Here is a 16706-nt window from a genome sequence, read left to right as displayed (position 1 = left end):
GTTCAGCGCCCACAATTGAATGAGACGCGACATCCTTGCAGCCGATCCTTCAGGACAGAACACCCATGACCAGGCAATTTGATTTTAACCCGGCCAAAGTCCATACAATTCTCAACGAGACCTGGCGACACCTGAACTATGCAGTCGAAACGGAAACGCATCCCTGGCGGCTGGGTACCCTGGCCACGATTTCAGACAATCGTCCCCGCGTGCGCACCGTGGTCCTGAGAGCTGTGGAAATCGAGCAGCGACAGGTGATCTGCTACACCGATCAGCGTTCAGACAAAGTCCAGGAGCTTGAGGAAAACCCCTGGATTGAGTGGGTTGCCTATGATCCGGTCACGCGGGTGCAGATCCGTCTGCGCGGCCGGGCCGAAGTGCATACCCAAAATGATCAGGCTGCCCGGCACTGGGAAGCCAGCAGTCCCGAGCACCGTCGCGGTTATATCACAGTTTCAGCTCCGGGAACGCAGGCCGAAACCGCTTCTCCCAATCTGCCTGATTACCTGTTTGACCGGCTGCCCAATGATGAAGAGGCACAACTGGGCTACGAAAATTTCGCGGTAATCGTCTGCCAGATTGAACACATCGACTGGCTGGAACTCCGCCGCAACGGCCATCTCGCTGCCCGGTTCCTCTGGACCGACAAATGGGAAGGCCACTGGAAATATGCGTGACAGGATGCTTTAAAACGAAGAAAATCCCATCTACCTGATGGAAGGAGTCGGCGATGTCCAGACAGCTCTGGAGAGATCTGGCAGTGATGATGGGGATCTTCCTGCTGCTCATCGCACTGCTTATCCCAGCCATACATCGTTCCCGCACGGCAGCCCGCATGTCGTCAGCGAAAAACAACCTCAAGCAGATCGGGCTGGCACTGCACAATTACCATGACACTCATGGTTGCTTTCCTCCCGGCGGTGTGATTCGCGAAGACGGAACCGCCATGCATGGCTGGATGACGTTTATTATGCCGTTCCTCGATGCAAGTCCCTATTATAACATGCTCAATTTTAATTACCCTTGGGACCGTCCGGAGAATAACCGGGTCTTTGAGGTCAAATACCCTGTTTATCAGATTCCTGGCAGAGACATGGGGCTGACCAGCGGCGGATATGAGCTTACCTGTTATATGGGGAATCCAAATCTACTGTCGCGAAACCGTTCCGTGACACAAAGAGAAATCGACACAGGCAGTTCACATAACTGGCTTGCAGGGGAAGCCGCCGGAAACTTTCAGCCCTGGGGCTACCCGTTCAACTGGCGTCCGCTGGGAACAAAACTCTGTGAAGGACCGGACACTTTCGGCCAGCTTTCCTGGGACGGCACACATCTCCTGCTGGTGGATGGCAGCGTGCAATATTTTTCTACGGAGACTGCTCCTGAAATTTTGCAGGCACTCGCAGACGCACCACCGATCGCCACCCATGCACAGACCGCGGTTCCTGAACGCACCTTTATTATCGGCGAGTATGAATGGGAGCAAATCGACCTGCAGTCCGATCCACAGGGGGAAAATCAATATATCGCCAAAGTCTTGCGAAGCCCTGCTGGCCTGCCATTGAAAATGAGTGTCTGCTCTAAATACATCGTGAGGCCGGGAGACGAACCCGAGTATAAGGGAAAGGGGTCTGTATTTCTGTTCCTGGCACACATTGGCCCGCAGACCGACATCGCCTCCACGCTCAAAGCCACGACTCTCGGGGAAGAAACCACTCCCGCACAGTTTAAGGCGGATGTTAAAACGCTTCAGAAGCTTCAGCAGCAGTTGCCCCGCGATGAGGCATCACAATAAAGATATTGTTTCTGAGATGTGAGTCGCCTTATGATAGGGATTGCTGCGTCTCCCGGCACAGCCTCTCAATTCTGAATTCACATCGCGGGAGGGCCTGAAGATGATCTTGATGAGCCGAATGGAATGGGGTGTTGTGATCGGGATTAATCTCCTGTTAATCGCTCTACTGGTTCCAGGTGTGCAACAATCCAGAGAAGCGGCTCGCCAGTCGACGTCGAAGAATAATCTGAAGCAGGTCGCCATCGCGTTCTATAATTACAATGATACTTGGAGTTACCTCCCTCCTGGAGGGACGATTCGCGAAGATGGTACTGCGATGCACGGTTGGATGATTCAAAATTATCTATTCATGGAAGCCAGTCATTTATATGACTGTGTCGATTTTAATAATCCTTGGGATAGTTCTGAAAACATTCCGGTTTATGAGTGGCCGATGGGCTGCTATCAGGTTCCCGGAGCTGATGCCAACTACTCCACCACCGGTTTCGCCTTGACTCATTATCAGGGAAATCCGAATCTGCTGTACCGGAACAGTTCTGTGTCTCTCGAACAACTGGAAGATGGGGCCGCGCATCACTGGCTGGCTGGCGAAGTAGCCGGGAATTATCAGCCGTGGGGCTATCCCTTCAACTGGCGCCCGCTGGGAACAAAACTCTGCGACGGACCGAACTCTTTCGGCCATCCACCCTGGAGCGGAGGGCACCTTTTGCGTGCCGATGGCAGCGTGACGTTTTTCACCGATCAGACCTCGCCCGAAATTTTGCAAGCGTTCGCCGAAGCCCCTCCCGTCGCGACCCGCGCACAGACCGCGGTCCCCGATCGCAAGTTTGAATACGGCGATTTTCTCTGGGAACGCATTGATCTGCAGTCTGATCCCCGGGCAGAAAACATTTATGTAGTGAAAGTGCTGCGGAAGAAATGGGGGGCGCCGTTATTGATCAATGTCTATACTGCGGCAAATATCTCGCCGGAAGTACGTGCAACCTATAAATATCAGGGGGACATACTGCATTTTTTGTTACGAATCGATGACTCTACCGATATTACTGATGTGCTCCAGGCAACGTCTCTCAAGGAAGAAACCATTCCCAAGCAGTGGGCAGCGAACATGAAACTGTTAAAATCCATTCAACAACAACTGCCACAAACTGATGCACAATAAATACTATTAACGTAAAGTGAGTTGAGGAGTCTGAAGATGCAGCGTTGGATTTCGGTAATCGTTGTTTTGCTATTAATCGTGCTGGTCATTGGCCTGACGATGCCCGCGGTGGAGCAATCCAGAGAAGCAGCGCGTCGATCGACTTCGAAAAATAACCTGAAACAACTGGGGCTGGCCGTCGCGAATTATCATGACTCACACAAGTGCCTGCCTCCCGGTGGTGTCATTCGCGAAGACGATGTCGCCATGCACGGCTGGTTTTCAATGATTCTGCCTTATCTTGATCAGAGTGATGATTATTCGGGAATCAACTTTTCAGAACCCTGGGACCAGAATGGGAATAGAGCCATTTATGAGAAATCCCGCCCTGTCTTCATCATCCCCGGAAACTTTTCGCGGTTCACGAGTCAGGGTTATGGTTTGACCAACTACCTGGGAAACCCCAATCTGCTGAATCGCAACAGCAATGTCAGCATCGAGCAAATGTCGAATGGCACCTCGCATACCTGGCTGGCGGGAGAAGCGGCCGGCAACTTCCAGCCCTGGGGGTATCCTTTCAACTGGCGACCGCTGGGAACGAAACTCTGTGACGGACCGAATAGCTTCGGCCATCCCCCCTGGCAGGGCGGACATCTGTTATTTGCCGATGGGAGTGTCACGTTCTTTTCAGAAAACACCTCAGATGTGATTCTCAAGAAATTCGCCGCTGCTCCACCTGTGCCCACTGCCGAACAGACACAAGTCCCGGACAGAACTTTCGAGACGGGCGACTTCTCCTGGAACAATCAGTCCTTACAGTCAGATCCCCAGGCGGAACAGCTGTACTACGTGCACGTACTGAGTGGGCAAACCGATCAGCCACTCAGGATAGAAGTCTATTCAAAGATCAACCTGGAACAGGTGCCGGATTTACCAAAGCTCCGCGGCCCCGACTTTCTCTTTGTGGTTGATAAGAACACCGACATCGCTGAGGCGCTTCAAGCCACATCACTGCCGAAGTCTGCCTCCCCCGAACAGTTACAACACAATACAGAGCTTTTGAAGAACCTGCAGGAACGACTACCGGAATAGAACCTGGCAAGAAAGGAGAGGAAGTGATGCAGCGCTGGATTTCAATAAGCGTCGTTCTGCTCCTGATTGTCCTCGTGTTCGGTTTGCTGATTCCAGCGGTACAGCAGGCACGCGAAGCGGCACGCAGAGCGACTGCGAAGAACGACCTGAAACAGATCGGACTGGCGGCACATAACTATGCAGACGCGCATCGCTGTTTTCCTTCCGGTGGAGTGATTCGCGAGGATGGCACCGCCACGCAGGGCTGGATGACGATGTATCTTCCCTATCTGGATGCGAGTCCGGATTATTCTCAGCTTAGTCTGGACGAGCCCTGGTTGAGTGCAGCCAATCGAACTGTGATCGAAACCGTCCGAACTACCTATCTGAATCCAGAAGTCAGATTGAACTATACAGGTACAGGCTTTGGTCTGACGCATTACCTGGGAAATCCGCATCTCTACTACCGTAACAGCAGTGTCACTTTCGATCAGATGGAGCGGGGTACCACGCATACCTGGGTGATTGGAGATGTGGCTGGTGAATTTCAACCATGGGCTTATCCGTTTAACTGGCGTCCCCTGGGAACTCAACTGTGTGCAGGACCGGGAAGTTTCGGCTGCCCGAACTGGGAAGGCGGTCATCTGCTCTTTGCCGATGGCAAAGTCCTGTTCTTTTCTGAAGAGACTTCGCCGGAAATTCTCAAGCAGTTGGCTGCAGCTCCACCCGTGCCAGCGTCGGAGCAAATGGCAGTCCCCGATAAACGCTTTGAGACGGGAGTCTATAATTGGGAACATGTTCCGCTGGAGAGTCAACCAGAGAACGAACATCGTTTTTACGCTGAAGTTCTCAAGGAAGCCGGGGAACCACTGCTGATCGACCTGTTTGCAGTTGAGAATCTGTCAGACAGTGAATGGGAGGAAGTGATGGAAAAGGAAAGGAGCTTTCCAGATACCCTGCTGATACAGAGAATCGACAAGTCCACCGACCTTTCTCTGGTTCTGTCAGGATCAATGCTGAAGCAGGCGGCCAGTGCGCAGCAGATGCAGGAGAATCTCAAGTTGCTCAAGACGCTCCAGAAACAGATGCCTTAGGTTAATTCCTCCGCTGCTAGAAATGCGAGCCATTGACGCTTGCAGCAGGTTTACCGAGATGTTCTGCTAGATGTGCTAGTATCTGTGTTTTGTATCACTTCAAATATTTGAGATTACCATGCGCGAATCAGGGGCAACGCCAGATCCGAAACGGATTTCAGGCCATCAATGGCTGCGCGAAGATTCGCGTTCACTGCAGCAGACCAGGCGAGGCTTGAATCTGTTTCTGTATGGTATCGTGCTGGTCTTCTTTGCCCTGCTGGGGGTACTCTACTTCCGCTTCACTACTGATCTACTCTCTGTCATGATGACGCTCCTGCCGATCTTAAGCATGACGGGCAATCTTTTAATGCTCGCGGGAGCCATCTATTGCCGGGCCGTGCCTGCGGAAGCGGACTGTCGCAATCTGTTGTGGGGCGTCATCGCCGGCGTCTGTGCCAATATTATTTTTTCCGGCTTCATGTATTCCGACCCCAGTCTGCTGCCCATGCCGGTCGCCCTGTTACTGAAGCTAGTCGGTTATACCGGTCTGATCCTCTTCGCTTTATTCCAGCGACGCTTATTACTCTACGTGGATCGTGCCGATCAGACAGGCAAAGTGACCATTCTGGTACTGACCACGGCACTGTTTCTGCTCGGATCCTGGGGGATGGAAGTGGTGGCGTATCTCGAACTCATGGAAATCGCGTCCATCACGATCTATGCGGTCATGCTGCCCGGATTTTTTACCTATCCCTGTTTTCTCGGCAGTCTGAAAAAGGCCTTCGTGCCTGCAGCGTGATTAAGTTAGAGGGGTACAGTCAGCCCGGAAACGCTCGGTCATGTCCTGAATCTCGGCAGATGTGGTTTCTCCAGTGTGGGAATGTCTGATCAGTGCCCGTTTCCCCTGATCTGGACTGAAAATCGCCCCCTGGAATCGAAAATCTGGAATTCTTTACACTGAAATCGTTCTCAGCCGGGGGATCAGCTTGACGCGTAATTTCAGGGGCAATATACTCGCGCGATGGACTCAGTTATCTCGTTGGGAGAGCATGAGTTTAGGTCTGTTTAATATTCACTGTGAGAGACTCTGATGAAGAGCGAACATCGACACGATCTGCAAACCAATGACCTGGGCAAACTGATGGTTCAGGCAGAGCCCTTTGTGGAAAAATATGGCGCGAAAATCCTCGGGGGAATCGGGGCATTAATCGTGCTGCTGATCGTGCTGATCATCTGGAATTCTCAGAAAACCTCTGCACAGTCCGAAGCCTGGACCCGCCTGGCGGCTGCAGGCTCTACTGAAGACTTCGAAAACGTTGCTGAAGACTACGCAGGCACACCCGTAGCGAACTGGGCACTGATTCACGCTGCTGAAAGTCATCTGCAGTCTGGTATTCGCAGCTCTTTCACCGATCGCAGTGCCGGTGATCGTGAACTGAAGGACGCCAAAGAACAGTTCCAGAAACTGCTGGATTCTTCCTCAACACCTCCGGAAATTCGCGAACGGGCTCTGTTCGGGATGGCACGCGTTGAAGAAACAACCTCCAATGGTGATCTGAAAACCGCCACCGAGCTTTATCAGAAGCTGATTAACGAATTCCCCGAGTCTATTTTCCGCCAGCTGGCAGAACAGCGGGTGAAACCGGTTGAAGGGGAAAAAGTCGCTGCTCTGGATGAGGAAGGGACCAAAGAGTTCTACAAATGGTTCCACGAGCAAAATCCCAAGCCCGGCGATCGTCAGCGTCCTGGTTTCAACATGCCCATGCCTGGTATGGCCCCTCAGGGAACTGCACCCGCAGGTGGTGCAGGCACTCCCGGTCTGCCGGAGCTCCCGGCTCTGCCGAGCCTGCCCGGTCTGCCTGAGCCTCTGACTTCGGAAGAAGGAAAAGCCAGTGAGGGTACTCCGGCTGCTCCCGAAAAAACCGAAGCACCCAAGACGGAAGGTAAGCCGGCTCCAGAAGCAGGGAAGGCTCCCGCTGAACAACCCAAGACCGAGGCACCGAAGCCGGAACCAGCGCCCGAAAAGAAACCATAATGTCTGACGAACTTTCGTCACCGCCGGAACTCTCGACTGAGCCGATCGAAATTACTGTCGAGGCACGCGCTCATGGCTGGCGGATAGATCATTATCTCTGTCGCCTGTATCCGAATTACACCCGCGTCTTATTCCAGAAAGCGATCAAGCAGGAAGCGGTGCTGGTCAACGGCTTGCCCGTCAAAGCTGCCCGCCGCATGCGGGTCAATGACCGGGTTTCGGTTCGCCTGCCTGAACTGCCCGATAATCAGCTTCCCCCGGAAGACATTCCGCTGGACATTATTTACGAAGACGACTTTATCGCCGTCATCAATAAGCCTTCGGATATGATCGTCCATCCCGGCAAAGGCAACTATGCGGGAACGCTGGCCGGAGCCCTGCAGCATCACTTCGATCAGCTCAGCGATGTCGCCGGCCAGTTTCGTCCCGGAATCGTCCATCGTCTCGACCGGAATACCAGCGGTCTGCTGGTTGTTGCCAAGGATAATCAGGTTCACGCCCGTCTGAGCGCCCAGTTTGAAAAGCGGGAAGTTCAGAAGGAATACCGGGCGATTGTCTGGGGACGCATGGAATTCGACACCGATTACATCGAGACGTTCATGTGTGTGCATCCCCGTCATCGGGAGAAAATGATCGTCTGTGATGAAGGGGGCAATGCCCGCGACGCATTCACTTATTACGAAGTGATTCAGCGATACAAGGCGTTTAGTTACGTGCGACTCAAACCTCGAACCGGGCGCACCCATCAACTGCGGGTACATATGCAACATATCGGCCATTCCATTGTGGCGGATCGCGTGTATGGCGGCCGGATCACTCTGAAAATGAAGGATCTGAGCGTGCAGGCCGAGGCGGACGCCGCGGATCTGGAAAGCGACATTCTGATTGATCGACAGGCCCTGCATGCCCATCGATTGGAATTTAGTCATCCTCACAGTGGAAAACCGATGCAGTTTGAGGCACCATTACCAGAAGATATGCAACAGACCTTAGCCGCCCTGGACCAGTATCAGAAGGAAAATTGAAGATGAAGCTCGCGAAAGTGCTATTGTCAAACGGGGAACGTCATGTCGCCATCGTGGAAGCAAACGGAGTGCAGCTGCTGGATCTGTCACAGGTCGACAACATCCACCGTCTGTCGGACATCCTGCATTCCGCCGATCCGGCAGGACTGGCCAAATTCCTGATCGACAAAGAGCTGCCGCCCGTCCCCTTCAATCAGCTGGAGTTCCTCGCCCCCGTTGATTACCAGGAAGTCTGGGCCGCCGGTGTGACTTACAAACGCAGTCAGGTGGCGCGGATGGAAGAATCCGAAACAGCCGCTTCGCATTACGACCAGGTCTACACCGCAGATCGTCCCGAGCTCTTTTTCAAAGCAACTCCCAACCGGGTCTGTGGTCCGAATCAGCCGGTCCGTGTCCGCTTTGACAGTCAGTGGTCTGTTCCCGAACCCGAGCTGGCTCTGATCGTCTCTCCCGATCAGAAACTGGTGGGTTACACGGTGGGCAACGACATGTCCGCCCGTGACATCGAAGGCGAAAACCCGCTTTATCTGCCACAGGCGAAATTTTACAAACAGTGTTGCGGCCTGGGACCCTGTGTCCTGCTGCACGAGGGCCCTCTGGATCGTGAAGCCACCAGGATCATTCTGACCATCGAACGGGATGGCGAAGAAGTCTTCCGCGGCGATACGTCCGTCGCAGAAATGGCCCGCGGACTGGAAGATCTCATCAGTTGGCTCGTGAAAGAGAATGATTTCCCCAGCGGTGCGATTCTGCTTACCGGAACCGGCATCGTTCCGCCGGACGAATTCACTCTCGAAGATCGGGACATCGTATCCATCGAGATCACCGGTATCGGGACGCTGATCAATCCAGTTGTGAAAGATTCAGCTCCTTAGTCTGCAGGACGGCTTCGATTTCCGCGAGGGACGGCAGTGCATCCCGATTGCCCAGGCGTTCGCATTTCAACGCTGCGGTGACACAGGCGAACTTCAGCACCCGCTCGCGCGGCCAGTCCTCAAGCAGACCATAGAGCAGGGCACCGCTGAAGACATCGCCGGCCCCTGTGGTATCCAGAGAAAGCACGGGGAGTGCCGCGCAGTGCAGACAGCCTTCCTGACTGAATAACCACGCGCCGCGCACACCATCGGTCACGGTGACCAGCTCCGGTCCCTGGTCCAGTAAGGCTTTTCCGCCTGCCAGCACATCGTCTGTCTGTAGATATTCGCTGAGAAACCGGCGGGGGCAGTTCATGACATTCAGGTAAGGGATCAGTGTCTCCATCCCCGGCTTGAGAGAACCGGCATCGAGACAGACGGTCACGCCGGCTTCCCGGGCGATCTGCGCTGCTTGCCGACAGGTTTCCTGCGGCCAGCCATCCAGGTGCAGGAAGCGGGCCTGCTGAATGATATGTCGATCCAGATCTTCCGGTTGCAGCCAGTGCTCGGGACGATAGCAGGCGATGGTACGCGTGCTCGCCTGTTCGTCGATCCAGACCTGGGCATATCCCGAACGGGTCCCGGGGAGCAGACGACTGGCATCGAGGTTCAGCTGCTCCGCTGCGAGGTCCTGCGCAATCAGGGGACCATATTGATCGTCGCCCCAGCTGCCGAGAAAGGCGCACTGTTTTCCCAGGCGACTGAGCACTACCTGCGCCGTCGGCACCGGTCCGCCTACCTGGTAGGCGTCGCTGATAATGTTGGTTTTCGCATCCTGGGGCGGGTGTTGTGCCAGCAGGACCAGGTGGTCCACCACAACGGTTCCCAGGCCGACGACATCATATTTCATCTGACTGTGATTCTAACTTATGAATGATAGGTTCGACTTGCTTAGAGCTTCTTTTCCCAGAACAGCGCATGTCCCATTTGAGGATCTAGTTCGTAGCCGTTGAAACCGAATTTACGGTAAGCCGCCTGGGCACGCTGATTTCCTTCCAGCACTTCCAGCGTAAGTTTGCAGCAGCCTCGTGCCCGGGCGATCTGTTCGACGAATTCAAACAGCTGACCAGCCAGACCGGTGCCGCGAAACTCCGGAGCAACGAACACATCGTGGATATTCAGTAGAGGCTGACAGGCGAACGAGGAAAAACCTTCGATGCAGATAATCAGTCCGACGGGGGTCTCTTCCTCATACGCGAGAACGACCACTGCATCGTTACGCTCATGCAGACGCGGAGCCAGATTCTCCTGGACCGTTTGTGTCAACGGTTTGCCGCCCCCTTCCGGCGAACAGGCGTAGCTGTTGAGCAGAGTCACCACCGCCGCGGCGTTACGGGGTTCACTTAAGTCGGCTTCGATAATCTGCATCAGTGGCTCTTTTCATCTGGTAGCGAGAGGGGAGCACGTTGTCTCCCCCGGTTCATATTCAAGCTGTTATTGTAATCAGATCCGCTGTCCCGGGGGAGCCAGACTGTTGGGGAACTGTTAAACTAAGTCTTTCCAGTCGCATTGAAACACGAATTCCTGAAGTAAGAGACACGATGAAAATCATTCCGGTACTGGACATTCTGAATCAAACCGTGGTGCGGGGGGTGGCGGGAGAACGTGATCGGTATCAACCCCTCCAGAGCAATCTGACTGACTCCAGTGATCCACTCGATCTGGCCCGGGCGATGCGCGCTGAATTTGGTCTCAGTGAATTCTATGTGGCCGACCTCGATGCCATCATCCACCAGCGGCAGAATCTTGAGTTGTACCAGGGCCTGCTTGCCGAAGGTTTTACATTCCTGCTCGATTGCGGTCTGCGCATCATAGCGGACTGTGAGGACTTACAGGAATATCCGGGCATCAACATCGTGGCTGGCCTGGAGACGCTGGCAGGACCTGAAGAACTGGCGGCGCTCGTCGATCAGTGGGGGAGTCAGAGAACGTTCTTCAGTCTCGACCTGAAACAGGGGCAGCCTGTAGTCAGTGCTGTTGCTGGGAACCCGTTTGCGGAGCTTACGAATCCTCTCGATGTGGCAGAGCTGGCGCGGGAACAGGGCGTTTCGCAGATGATTCTGCTCGATCTGGCACAGGTCGGCACCGGTCAGGGGACCGGCACCGAAGAGTTGTGTCAGACGTTACACGCACGATATCCCGAGCTTACGCTGATCACCGGAGGGGGGATTCGCAATGCTGCGGAGCTCCAGGCTCAGGCGGAACTTGGGGCAGAGGGGGTGCTTGTCGCCTCTGCCTTGCATGACGGACGACTGGGGAGAGACGTGGTGCTCTCCCTGTCGTGAGTCAGCGTCTTTCGGTGCCCGGCCTACTTCAGCAGATCGGGCAGGGCTTTCTTGACATCAGCCACGGTGGCACTGCGGTTGACGACCTTACCAGACTTGTCCACGAGGAACATGGTCGGCAGGGAGATTACACCAAAGTCCCGGGCAGGGGCGCTTTCCAGGCCACCCTCTTCATGGATGTGAGCCCAGGCCACTTTGTGCTGTTTGATGTAGGCTTCAGCCAGTTCCGGGGTGGCATCGAGGTTAATCCCCAGTACGTCAAAGCCCTGGCTATGGTACTTGTTGTAGAGGTCCTGAATCTGAGGCAGGTCTTCCGTGCAGGGTTTACACCAGCTGGACCAGAAGATGACCAGCAGCACTTTACCGCGATACTGTTTGGCATCGATGCCGCCTCCGGCCAGACCTTTGCCTGACAGCTCCAGTTCCTGGCCAGCCAGGTTCATGCGTCGCAGAGCGCCTGCACCACGGGTGCCTGCTTCCGAACTGGCGTGAGACTCGACCAGTTTCGTGTACCATTTCTTGGACTCAGCAACTTTACCACTGAATTCCTGGGTGACTGCCAGCTGCAGCATCGCTTCTGCAGAGTCATCGGAATTCGGATATTTTTTAATGAAGTCTTCGAGCTGTGTCAGCCACCAGGTCTGCACATCGCGGAGTTTATCGCTCTGTGTGTTCTGTAACTGGGTGCTGTAATCAGCGAGCAGGGTCCGGTATGTGACGTAAGCCACCAGGTCCTGATCCTGTGAGGACTTCTGGACTTCGTCGCGAATCCGTTTCAGTTGTACCAGTCCGTCTTTGTAGCCTACCGTCTGAACGGCGGCGGCCAGACCGTCAACCATCTGTCGCGTCCACTGGGAACGTTCGTCTTCGTTCTTGGAAGCGGCAATCAGTTTTTCGATGATCGCCACCCGATCTGCATTGTAGCGGGCGACGGCTTGCGGACCCTGCTCGGGTGAGGGGCCGTTCTGATCCAGTTTCTGTAATTCATCCAGCAGCCCCTGCATTTCTTTCGAGAGGCCAACCGTTGAGTTGGTGGGCAGTGTGCTGGCACCGGCGACCGGCTGCATCAGCGTGCCCCCTTCGGTGACCTGAATCGATTCACCTTCGATGGGCAGCGGTGCCTGGGTCAGACGCCAGGCGTCGCCAACCCGGATCAGTTCACCGAACTGCACCAGTCCACTTTTGCCTTTGGTATCGACAATGGCCATTACGTTTTCAAAGACCTGCAGGTCTTTATCGGTTTTTACATCGTCGGCGGGAATTAATCCGGGCATCGCACCATCGAAGCGAACCCAGACCGTATCGGATGAAAGCATTTTTGATTTCGAGAGCAGTTCGGGAATCTTCGCGGAAGCTGCTTTGGTTGATTCACGAATCTTTTCAGCGAAGGGATTCTTAATCCCGGACGCGGACAGCTCGTCATCGGTGATCAGCAGCGATTCGAACACCTTTGTGTTATTTTTTGCCAGTGCGCTGATGGCAACCCGGGTGACTTCTTCGGGCGAAATCATTTTCCATTCATCAATGATTCCGTCTTCATTTTTATCGAGGCCCCAGCGGGTCCCGGCCAGATTCATCCAGCGCGACGCGTCGACCTTGTTGTTAAAGTTCGCATCAATGTCCCGGTAGACTTCCAGGCCGCGGTTATAATACCGCCATTGATCGACCACGTTGTCTCCGTTGGTATCGACGAAGCGACGCAGGACCTGACCATTCGGTCCGTAAACAATCCAGCCAGAGCTCTTCTTGCTCTGTTCGACTTCGACCTTGCAGCGACCGTATTCCGATTTTTCGGGAGTTTCGATTTCGATGTCCTGCTGAATTGGCTTAAAGGTGAGTGCCAGTTCAACAGAGGGGGCATCCGCCGCGGGTAGCGAACGGGAGAATGTAACCAGGAGGGCAAAACCAGTGAAGAAGATTATGCGACCAATAGACATAGCACGGGGCTCCGATTCCGTTTGACGCGTCAGTGACAACAGTAACATTTAACAGAGTCGGGATTTTAGTAGAAAACCGGCTCTGGGGTCACCATCAATTTTGACGATTCCCGGGAAACCCGCTGGACTTGCCGCAATCGGCGGTCATCAGTTGATCAAGAGGCCTGCATATCCGACGACCCGCGATCGATCGCCGGTCACATCGCCCGAAGTTGCATAGCCCACTCGCTCCACCCGACTCAGCTTACCCATTTTCTGGAGGGTCTTCATCACAATCACGGCGGGCAGCACACCACACATGGAAATATGCTGTGCCCGCACCGTCTCCAGCAGACCATCAGGGTCAAGGGCGTCCATCTTTTCCAGGGCCAGTTGATCCAGTCGCCGGTTTTCCGCATCCGTGGCGAAGTGATTCATATCGCTGGAGATCAGCAACAGAGGCGGTTCGTCCCGTTGTTCGATGACCCGAGCCAGCCCCGCCGCGAAATCGTCGCATTGCTGCAGGTTTCCTCCGCCGAAGGCGATGCCGACGACGTGGGAATCGGGGGCCAGACGTTTGATCAAGGGGAGTTCGACTTCGATGGCATGCTCACTCCGATGTGCGGCGGCATCGAGTTCCAGCCCGGGGATCTCCTCAGCCAGTCGGCGTGCGAGAGTGACGTCCGCTTCGAGGTTTCCATTAGGCAGTTGCCAGACCTTGTGAGGGGCCACCGCCCATTCCACGCCCTCCCGCGTGTGCTTGGGGCCGATCACGATAATCGAGGAGGGTAGTTTGATTCGCTGTAGAACATCAGCAGCGATCTTGCCGGAGTACTTCCAGCCTGCATGAGGCACCATGGCTGCAGCCCATGTGTGAGGTTCCGCTTCGTCGCGAAACAGTTCGTCCAACTGCGTTTCCACGCTCTCGGGGTCGGCAGGGTAAAACGTGCCTGCAACTCCCGTGGGGCGGATTTCCGTTCCCAGTTCTGCCCGGGGCCGATTGACGATCTCAAACCGGGGTACGGCTGACTGTGTGGCCATGCTGGCGACCTGGGCAGTTTCCAGCTGCATCAGCGACATTGACTCCTGGGCCCGAGAGATGATTTCGGCTGCGGACTCTTCCCGCTGATAGAACCAGCCTGTTTTCTGACCTTCGATCACGAGCAGACTGCGGTTGCGGGAATCGAAGTTCTCCAGATTAAGTCCTTCGACCGGGCCATGCAGGGCGGGATCGGTCGCCAGTACCAGTTTGACCTGGAATTCACCCGGCCTCAAATTCTGTCGGGCAATGATCTGCGCGAGTTGCTGGCACATGGAGAAGACGGTCGACTGCATCGGGAACGACTGCTTCAACGCCCATTTGGAGAGTACCAGTTCTTCCGAAGTGTTCTCGTGAATCAGGATCAGGGCCACTCCCTGAATGTTGGCATCCGAGACTTGCGGGCAATAGTAGGAAGGAACCTGTCCCAGTCTTAATGCCTCGATCGTTGACTGGATGTACTGCTGATACTGAGCGAACTCGCGGTGACTCAGAATCTGAGTCGCTACTTTCTCCAGCGGTGCATCCAGCATCTCGACCAGTTTGGCCTTACAGGAAACGCCCTGATAGCGGAGCAGCGTGGTTCCCGGATCTTTCCATGCGGTCGGAGGGAGCCCTGCCTTGATGCAGGTCTGGTTCAGAAATTCCTCTTCATTCCAGCCATGATCCAATGGCACCCCGGGCAGTAATAATCCGCTGCGGCCATCGGCGCGAATCTGCAGTCCATGCAGGCCGACCTGAACCGCCTTCAAACGATCGAGGCCCTGTTCTTCTACCAGCTCCAGATCGGAGAGCAGCCAGACTTCGACGTCCAGTTGTTCGATTTCACTTGGTGAGATGGGGGGAAACCGCGGGTCGTCTTTCGCGGCGCGGATGGCTGCCTGGTGGAGCGCCTGTCCCAGCGGAAGGGGCTGACCGAAGTTACCACAGCAGGACCGCAGCTGCCCCTGCCGTTTGAGGCTCACAAACGCACCATTGATGACCATGGTTTCCAGTTCTTCCAAAGCGATCTCGGCCGGCACGGTGCGAGTCGCAGTTCCCACTACCACCGCAGCCGCTTTCTGCAGCAGTCTCTGATGATGTTCGGGAGAAAGTTCGATCCTGGCAGTCGTGGAATTGCTTTGCATCGACGTGGAACCTTTCTGCTGTTCGCTGGAAGAAGAAGGGAGTGGATGCTGTTTCAAAAATGACTGCATATCCACGGGGAGTCGCTTTTGACCCCAGTCGCCCGGTCGTTGATCGAAATGTCCGGCAATCTGCGTGTTACAATACTGACAGCGGTTGCCGTTCAGGGCATACTTTCCGAGCTGGTACCAGTTGCGTTCAATCAGTGTCTCGCCACAAGAGGGACAATAAGTACTCTGTCGGCGGACATCATTCACGTTTCCGGTGTAGGCATATTTTAAACCGGCGGCGAGTGCGATCTCACGGGCCCGGATCAGAGTTTCTGGGGGAGTGCCACCCCGGTCCAGCATGCGGAAGTCCGGATGGAAGGCAGAGAAGTGCAGTGGGACCTCGTCTCCCACTTCGTTGAGGATCCAGTCACACATCCGCTGGAATTCGTCGTCATCATCATTGGCCTGGGGAATCACTAAATTGGTTATTTCGAACCAGACATCCGTTTCCCGTTTTAACCAGCCCAGGGTATCCAGGACAGGTTGGAGATGAGACAACGTAATGCGGTAGTAAAATTCCTCGGTAAACGCTTTGAGGTCGATATTGGCGGCGTCAATGTGCTCAAAGAAATCCGCGCGGGCCGACTCGGTGATGTAACCTGCTGTCACAGCGACCGTTTTGACACCCCGGGAGTGACAGGCTTTGGAAGTTTCGATCGCATATTCCGACCAGATGATCGGGTCGTTGTAGGTAAACGCGACACTCTGGCAGCCCAGTTGTGCGGCGACGTGGGCAATTTCTTCCGGGAAAGCCCGGGCGCTCAAACGTTCGATTTCCCGCGATTTGGAAATGTCCCAGTTCTGACAGAACTTACAACCCAGGTTACAGCCTGCGGTGCCGAAAGACAGCACGCTCGAACCGGGATAAAAATGGTTGAGTGGTTTCTTTTCGATCGGATCGACGCAGAACCCGGTACTGCGACCAAAGGTGGTCAGTGCCATTTCACCGCCCAGATTCTGGCGGACAAAGCAGAATCCTCGATCATTTTCCCCCAGAGCGCAGGCACGGGGACAGAGATCACAAACGATCTTTTCTGCCTCACGATGCCACCAGCGCGCGGGATACAGGCCCTGATCGCGATCCGATTGAGATGCATGGCCGGACGAGAGAATTGGGAGTGCTTTTTCTGTCATTGTTTTGTGAGAGAGAAACAGAGTATCAGAGAAGGGAGCCCTGTCCTGTTCAGAATAATACATTCAAGGGGACAGGGCTAACAGTTTGTCAGATTTTTAA

General features: G+C 54.8%; 14 protein-coding genes and 1 pseudogene. 10 read left to right on the top strand and 5 right to left on the bottom strand.

Features of this window, described 5'->3' with window-relative positions:
• Positions 1-65 precede the first annotated feature (65 nt).
• The 9 genes from FYZ48_RS15700 (at position 66) to FYZ48_RS15660 (ending at position 9018) form a co-directional block, all read left to right on the top strand.
• A complete protein-coding gene (locus FYZ48_RS15700; protein ID WP_149341954.1) occupies positions 66-677 on the top strand; it encodes a pyridoxamine 5'-phosphate oxidase family protein in 612 nt (203 codons plus the stop codon).
• Positions 678-730: 53 nt separating this feature from the next.
• The gene (locus tag FYZ48_RS15695; protein WP_149341952.1) at positions 731-1795 is read left to right on the top strand and encodes a DUF1559 family PulG-like putative transporter; all 1065 of its coding nucleotides are present in this window, start codon (positions 731-733) and stop codon (positions 1793-1795) included.
• 109 nt (positions 1796-1904) lie between these two features.
• Positions 1905-2957 carry a DUF1559 family PulG-like putative transporter gene (locus FYZ48_RS15690; RefSeq protein WP_187782049.1) on the top strand — a complete coding sequence of 351 codons (1053 nt, stop codon included), beginning with the start codon at positions 1905-1907 and terminating at the stop codon, positions 2955-2957.
• A 36-nt stretch (positions 2958-2993) separates the two neighbouring features.
• Complete coding sequence (locus FYZ48_RS15685; protein WP_149341948.1) at positions 2994-4028, top strand: DUF1559 family PulG-like putative transporter; 1035 nt, start codon at positions 2994-2996, stop codon at positions 4026-4028.
• Positions 4029-4054: 26 nt separating this feature from the next.
• Positions 4055-5101 (top strand): DUF1559 family PulG-like putative transporter, encoded by a 1047-nt coding sequence (locus tag FYZ48_RS15680; protein WP_149341947.1) that lies wholly within the window; start codon positions 4055-4057, stop codon positions 5099-5101.
• Positions 5102-5219: 118 nt separating this feature from the next.
• Positions 5220-5882 carry a hypothetical protein gene (locus tag FYZ48_RS15675; RefSeq protein WP_149341946.1) on the top strand — a complete coding sequence of 221 codons (663 nt, stop codon included), beginning with the start codon at positions 5220-5222 and terminating at the stop codon, positions 5880-5882.
• A gap of 291 nt (positions 5883-6173) precedes the next feature.
• Positions 6174-7118: a hypothetical protein gene (locus FYZ48_RS15670; protein ID WP_149341945.1), complete on the top strand. Its 945-nt coding sequence runs from the start codon at positions 6174-6176 to the stop codon at positions 7116-7118.
• Entirely contained in the window at positions 7118-8143 is a 1026-nt protein-coding gene (locus FYZ48_RS15665; protein WP_149341944.1) for an RluA family pseudouridine synthase, read from the top strand. The genes FYZ48_RS15670 and FYZ48_RS15665 overlap by 1 nt, the downstream gene beginning before the upstream one ends.
• Positions 8144-8145: 2 nt before the next feature.
• Positions 8146-9018 (top strand): fumarylacetoacetate hydrolase family protein, encoded by an 873-nt coding sequence (locus tag FYZ48_RS15660; RefSeq protein ID WP_149341943.1) that lies wholly within the window; start codon positions 8146-8148, stop codon positions 9016-9018.
• Here FYZ48_RS15660 and FYZ48_RS15655 read toward each other — a convergent pair.
• Together FYZ48_RS15655 and FYZ48_RS15650 are read right to left on the bottom strand one after the other, a co-directional pair.
• Positions 8987-9907: a carbohydrate kinase family protein gene (locus FYZ48_RS15655; RefSeq protein ID WP_149341942.1), complete on the bottom strand. Its 921-nt coding sequence runs from the start codon at positions 9905-9907 to the stop codon at positions 8987-8989. The two genes, FYZ48_RS15660 and FYZ48_RS15655, sit on opposite strands and share 32 nt — an antisense overlap.
• Positions 9908-9948: 41 nt before the next feature.
• Positions 9949-10428: a GNAT family N-acetyltransferase gene (locus FYZ48_RS15650; RefSeq protein ID WP_149341940.1), complete on the bottom strand. Its 480-nt coding sequence runs from the start codon at positions 10426-10428 to the stop codon at positions 9949-9951.
• 170 nt (positions 10429-10598) lie between these two features.
• On the opposite strand from FYZ48_RS15650, the gene FYZ48_RS15645 reads away from it, so the two are divergent.
• Complete coding sequence (locus FYZ48_RS15645) at positions 10599-11342, top strand: HisA/HisF-related TIM barrel protein (RefSeq protein ID WP_149341938.1); 744 nt, start codon at positions 10599-10601, stop codon at positions 11340-11342.
• Positions 11343-11365: 23 nt separating this feature from the next.
• On the opposite strand, the gene FYZ48_RS15640 is transcribed toward FYZ48_RS15645, so the two are convergent.
• The 3 genes and pseudogenes from FYZ48_RS15640 to amrS form a co-directional block, all read right to left on the bottom strand.
• A complete protein-coding gene (locus FYZ48_RS15640) occupies positions 11366-13279 on the bottom strand; it encodes a redoxin domain-containing protein (RefSeq protein WP_187782048.1) in 1914 nt (637 codons plus the stop codon).
• 147 nt (positions 13280-13426) lie between these two features.
• Positions 13427-15424: an AmmeMemoRadiSam system protein B gene (gene amrB, locus FYZ48_RS29900; protein ID WP_390625130.1), complete on the bottom strand. Its 1998-nt coding sequence runs from the start codon at positions 15422-15424 to the stop codon at positions 13427-13429.
• Positions 15425-15475: 51 nt separating this feature from the next.
• Positions 15476-16606 (bottom strand): annotated as a pseudogene (amrS, locus tag FYZ48_RS29895) (AmmeMemoRadiSam system radical SAM enzyme); the annotation flags it as partial.
• Positions 16607-16706: the final 100 nt, after the last annotated feature.

It is taken from the genome of Gimesia chilikensis (assembly GCF_008329715.1).
Classification (GTDB): domain Bacteria; phylum Planctomycetota; class Planctomycetia; order Planctomycetales; family Planctomycetaceae; genus Gimesia; species Gimesia chilikensis.
Note: the sequence above shows the minus strand (reverse complement) of the source record. Positions and strands in the feature narration are given on the sequence as shown.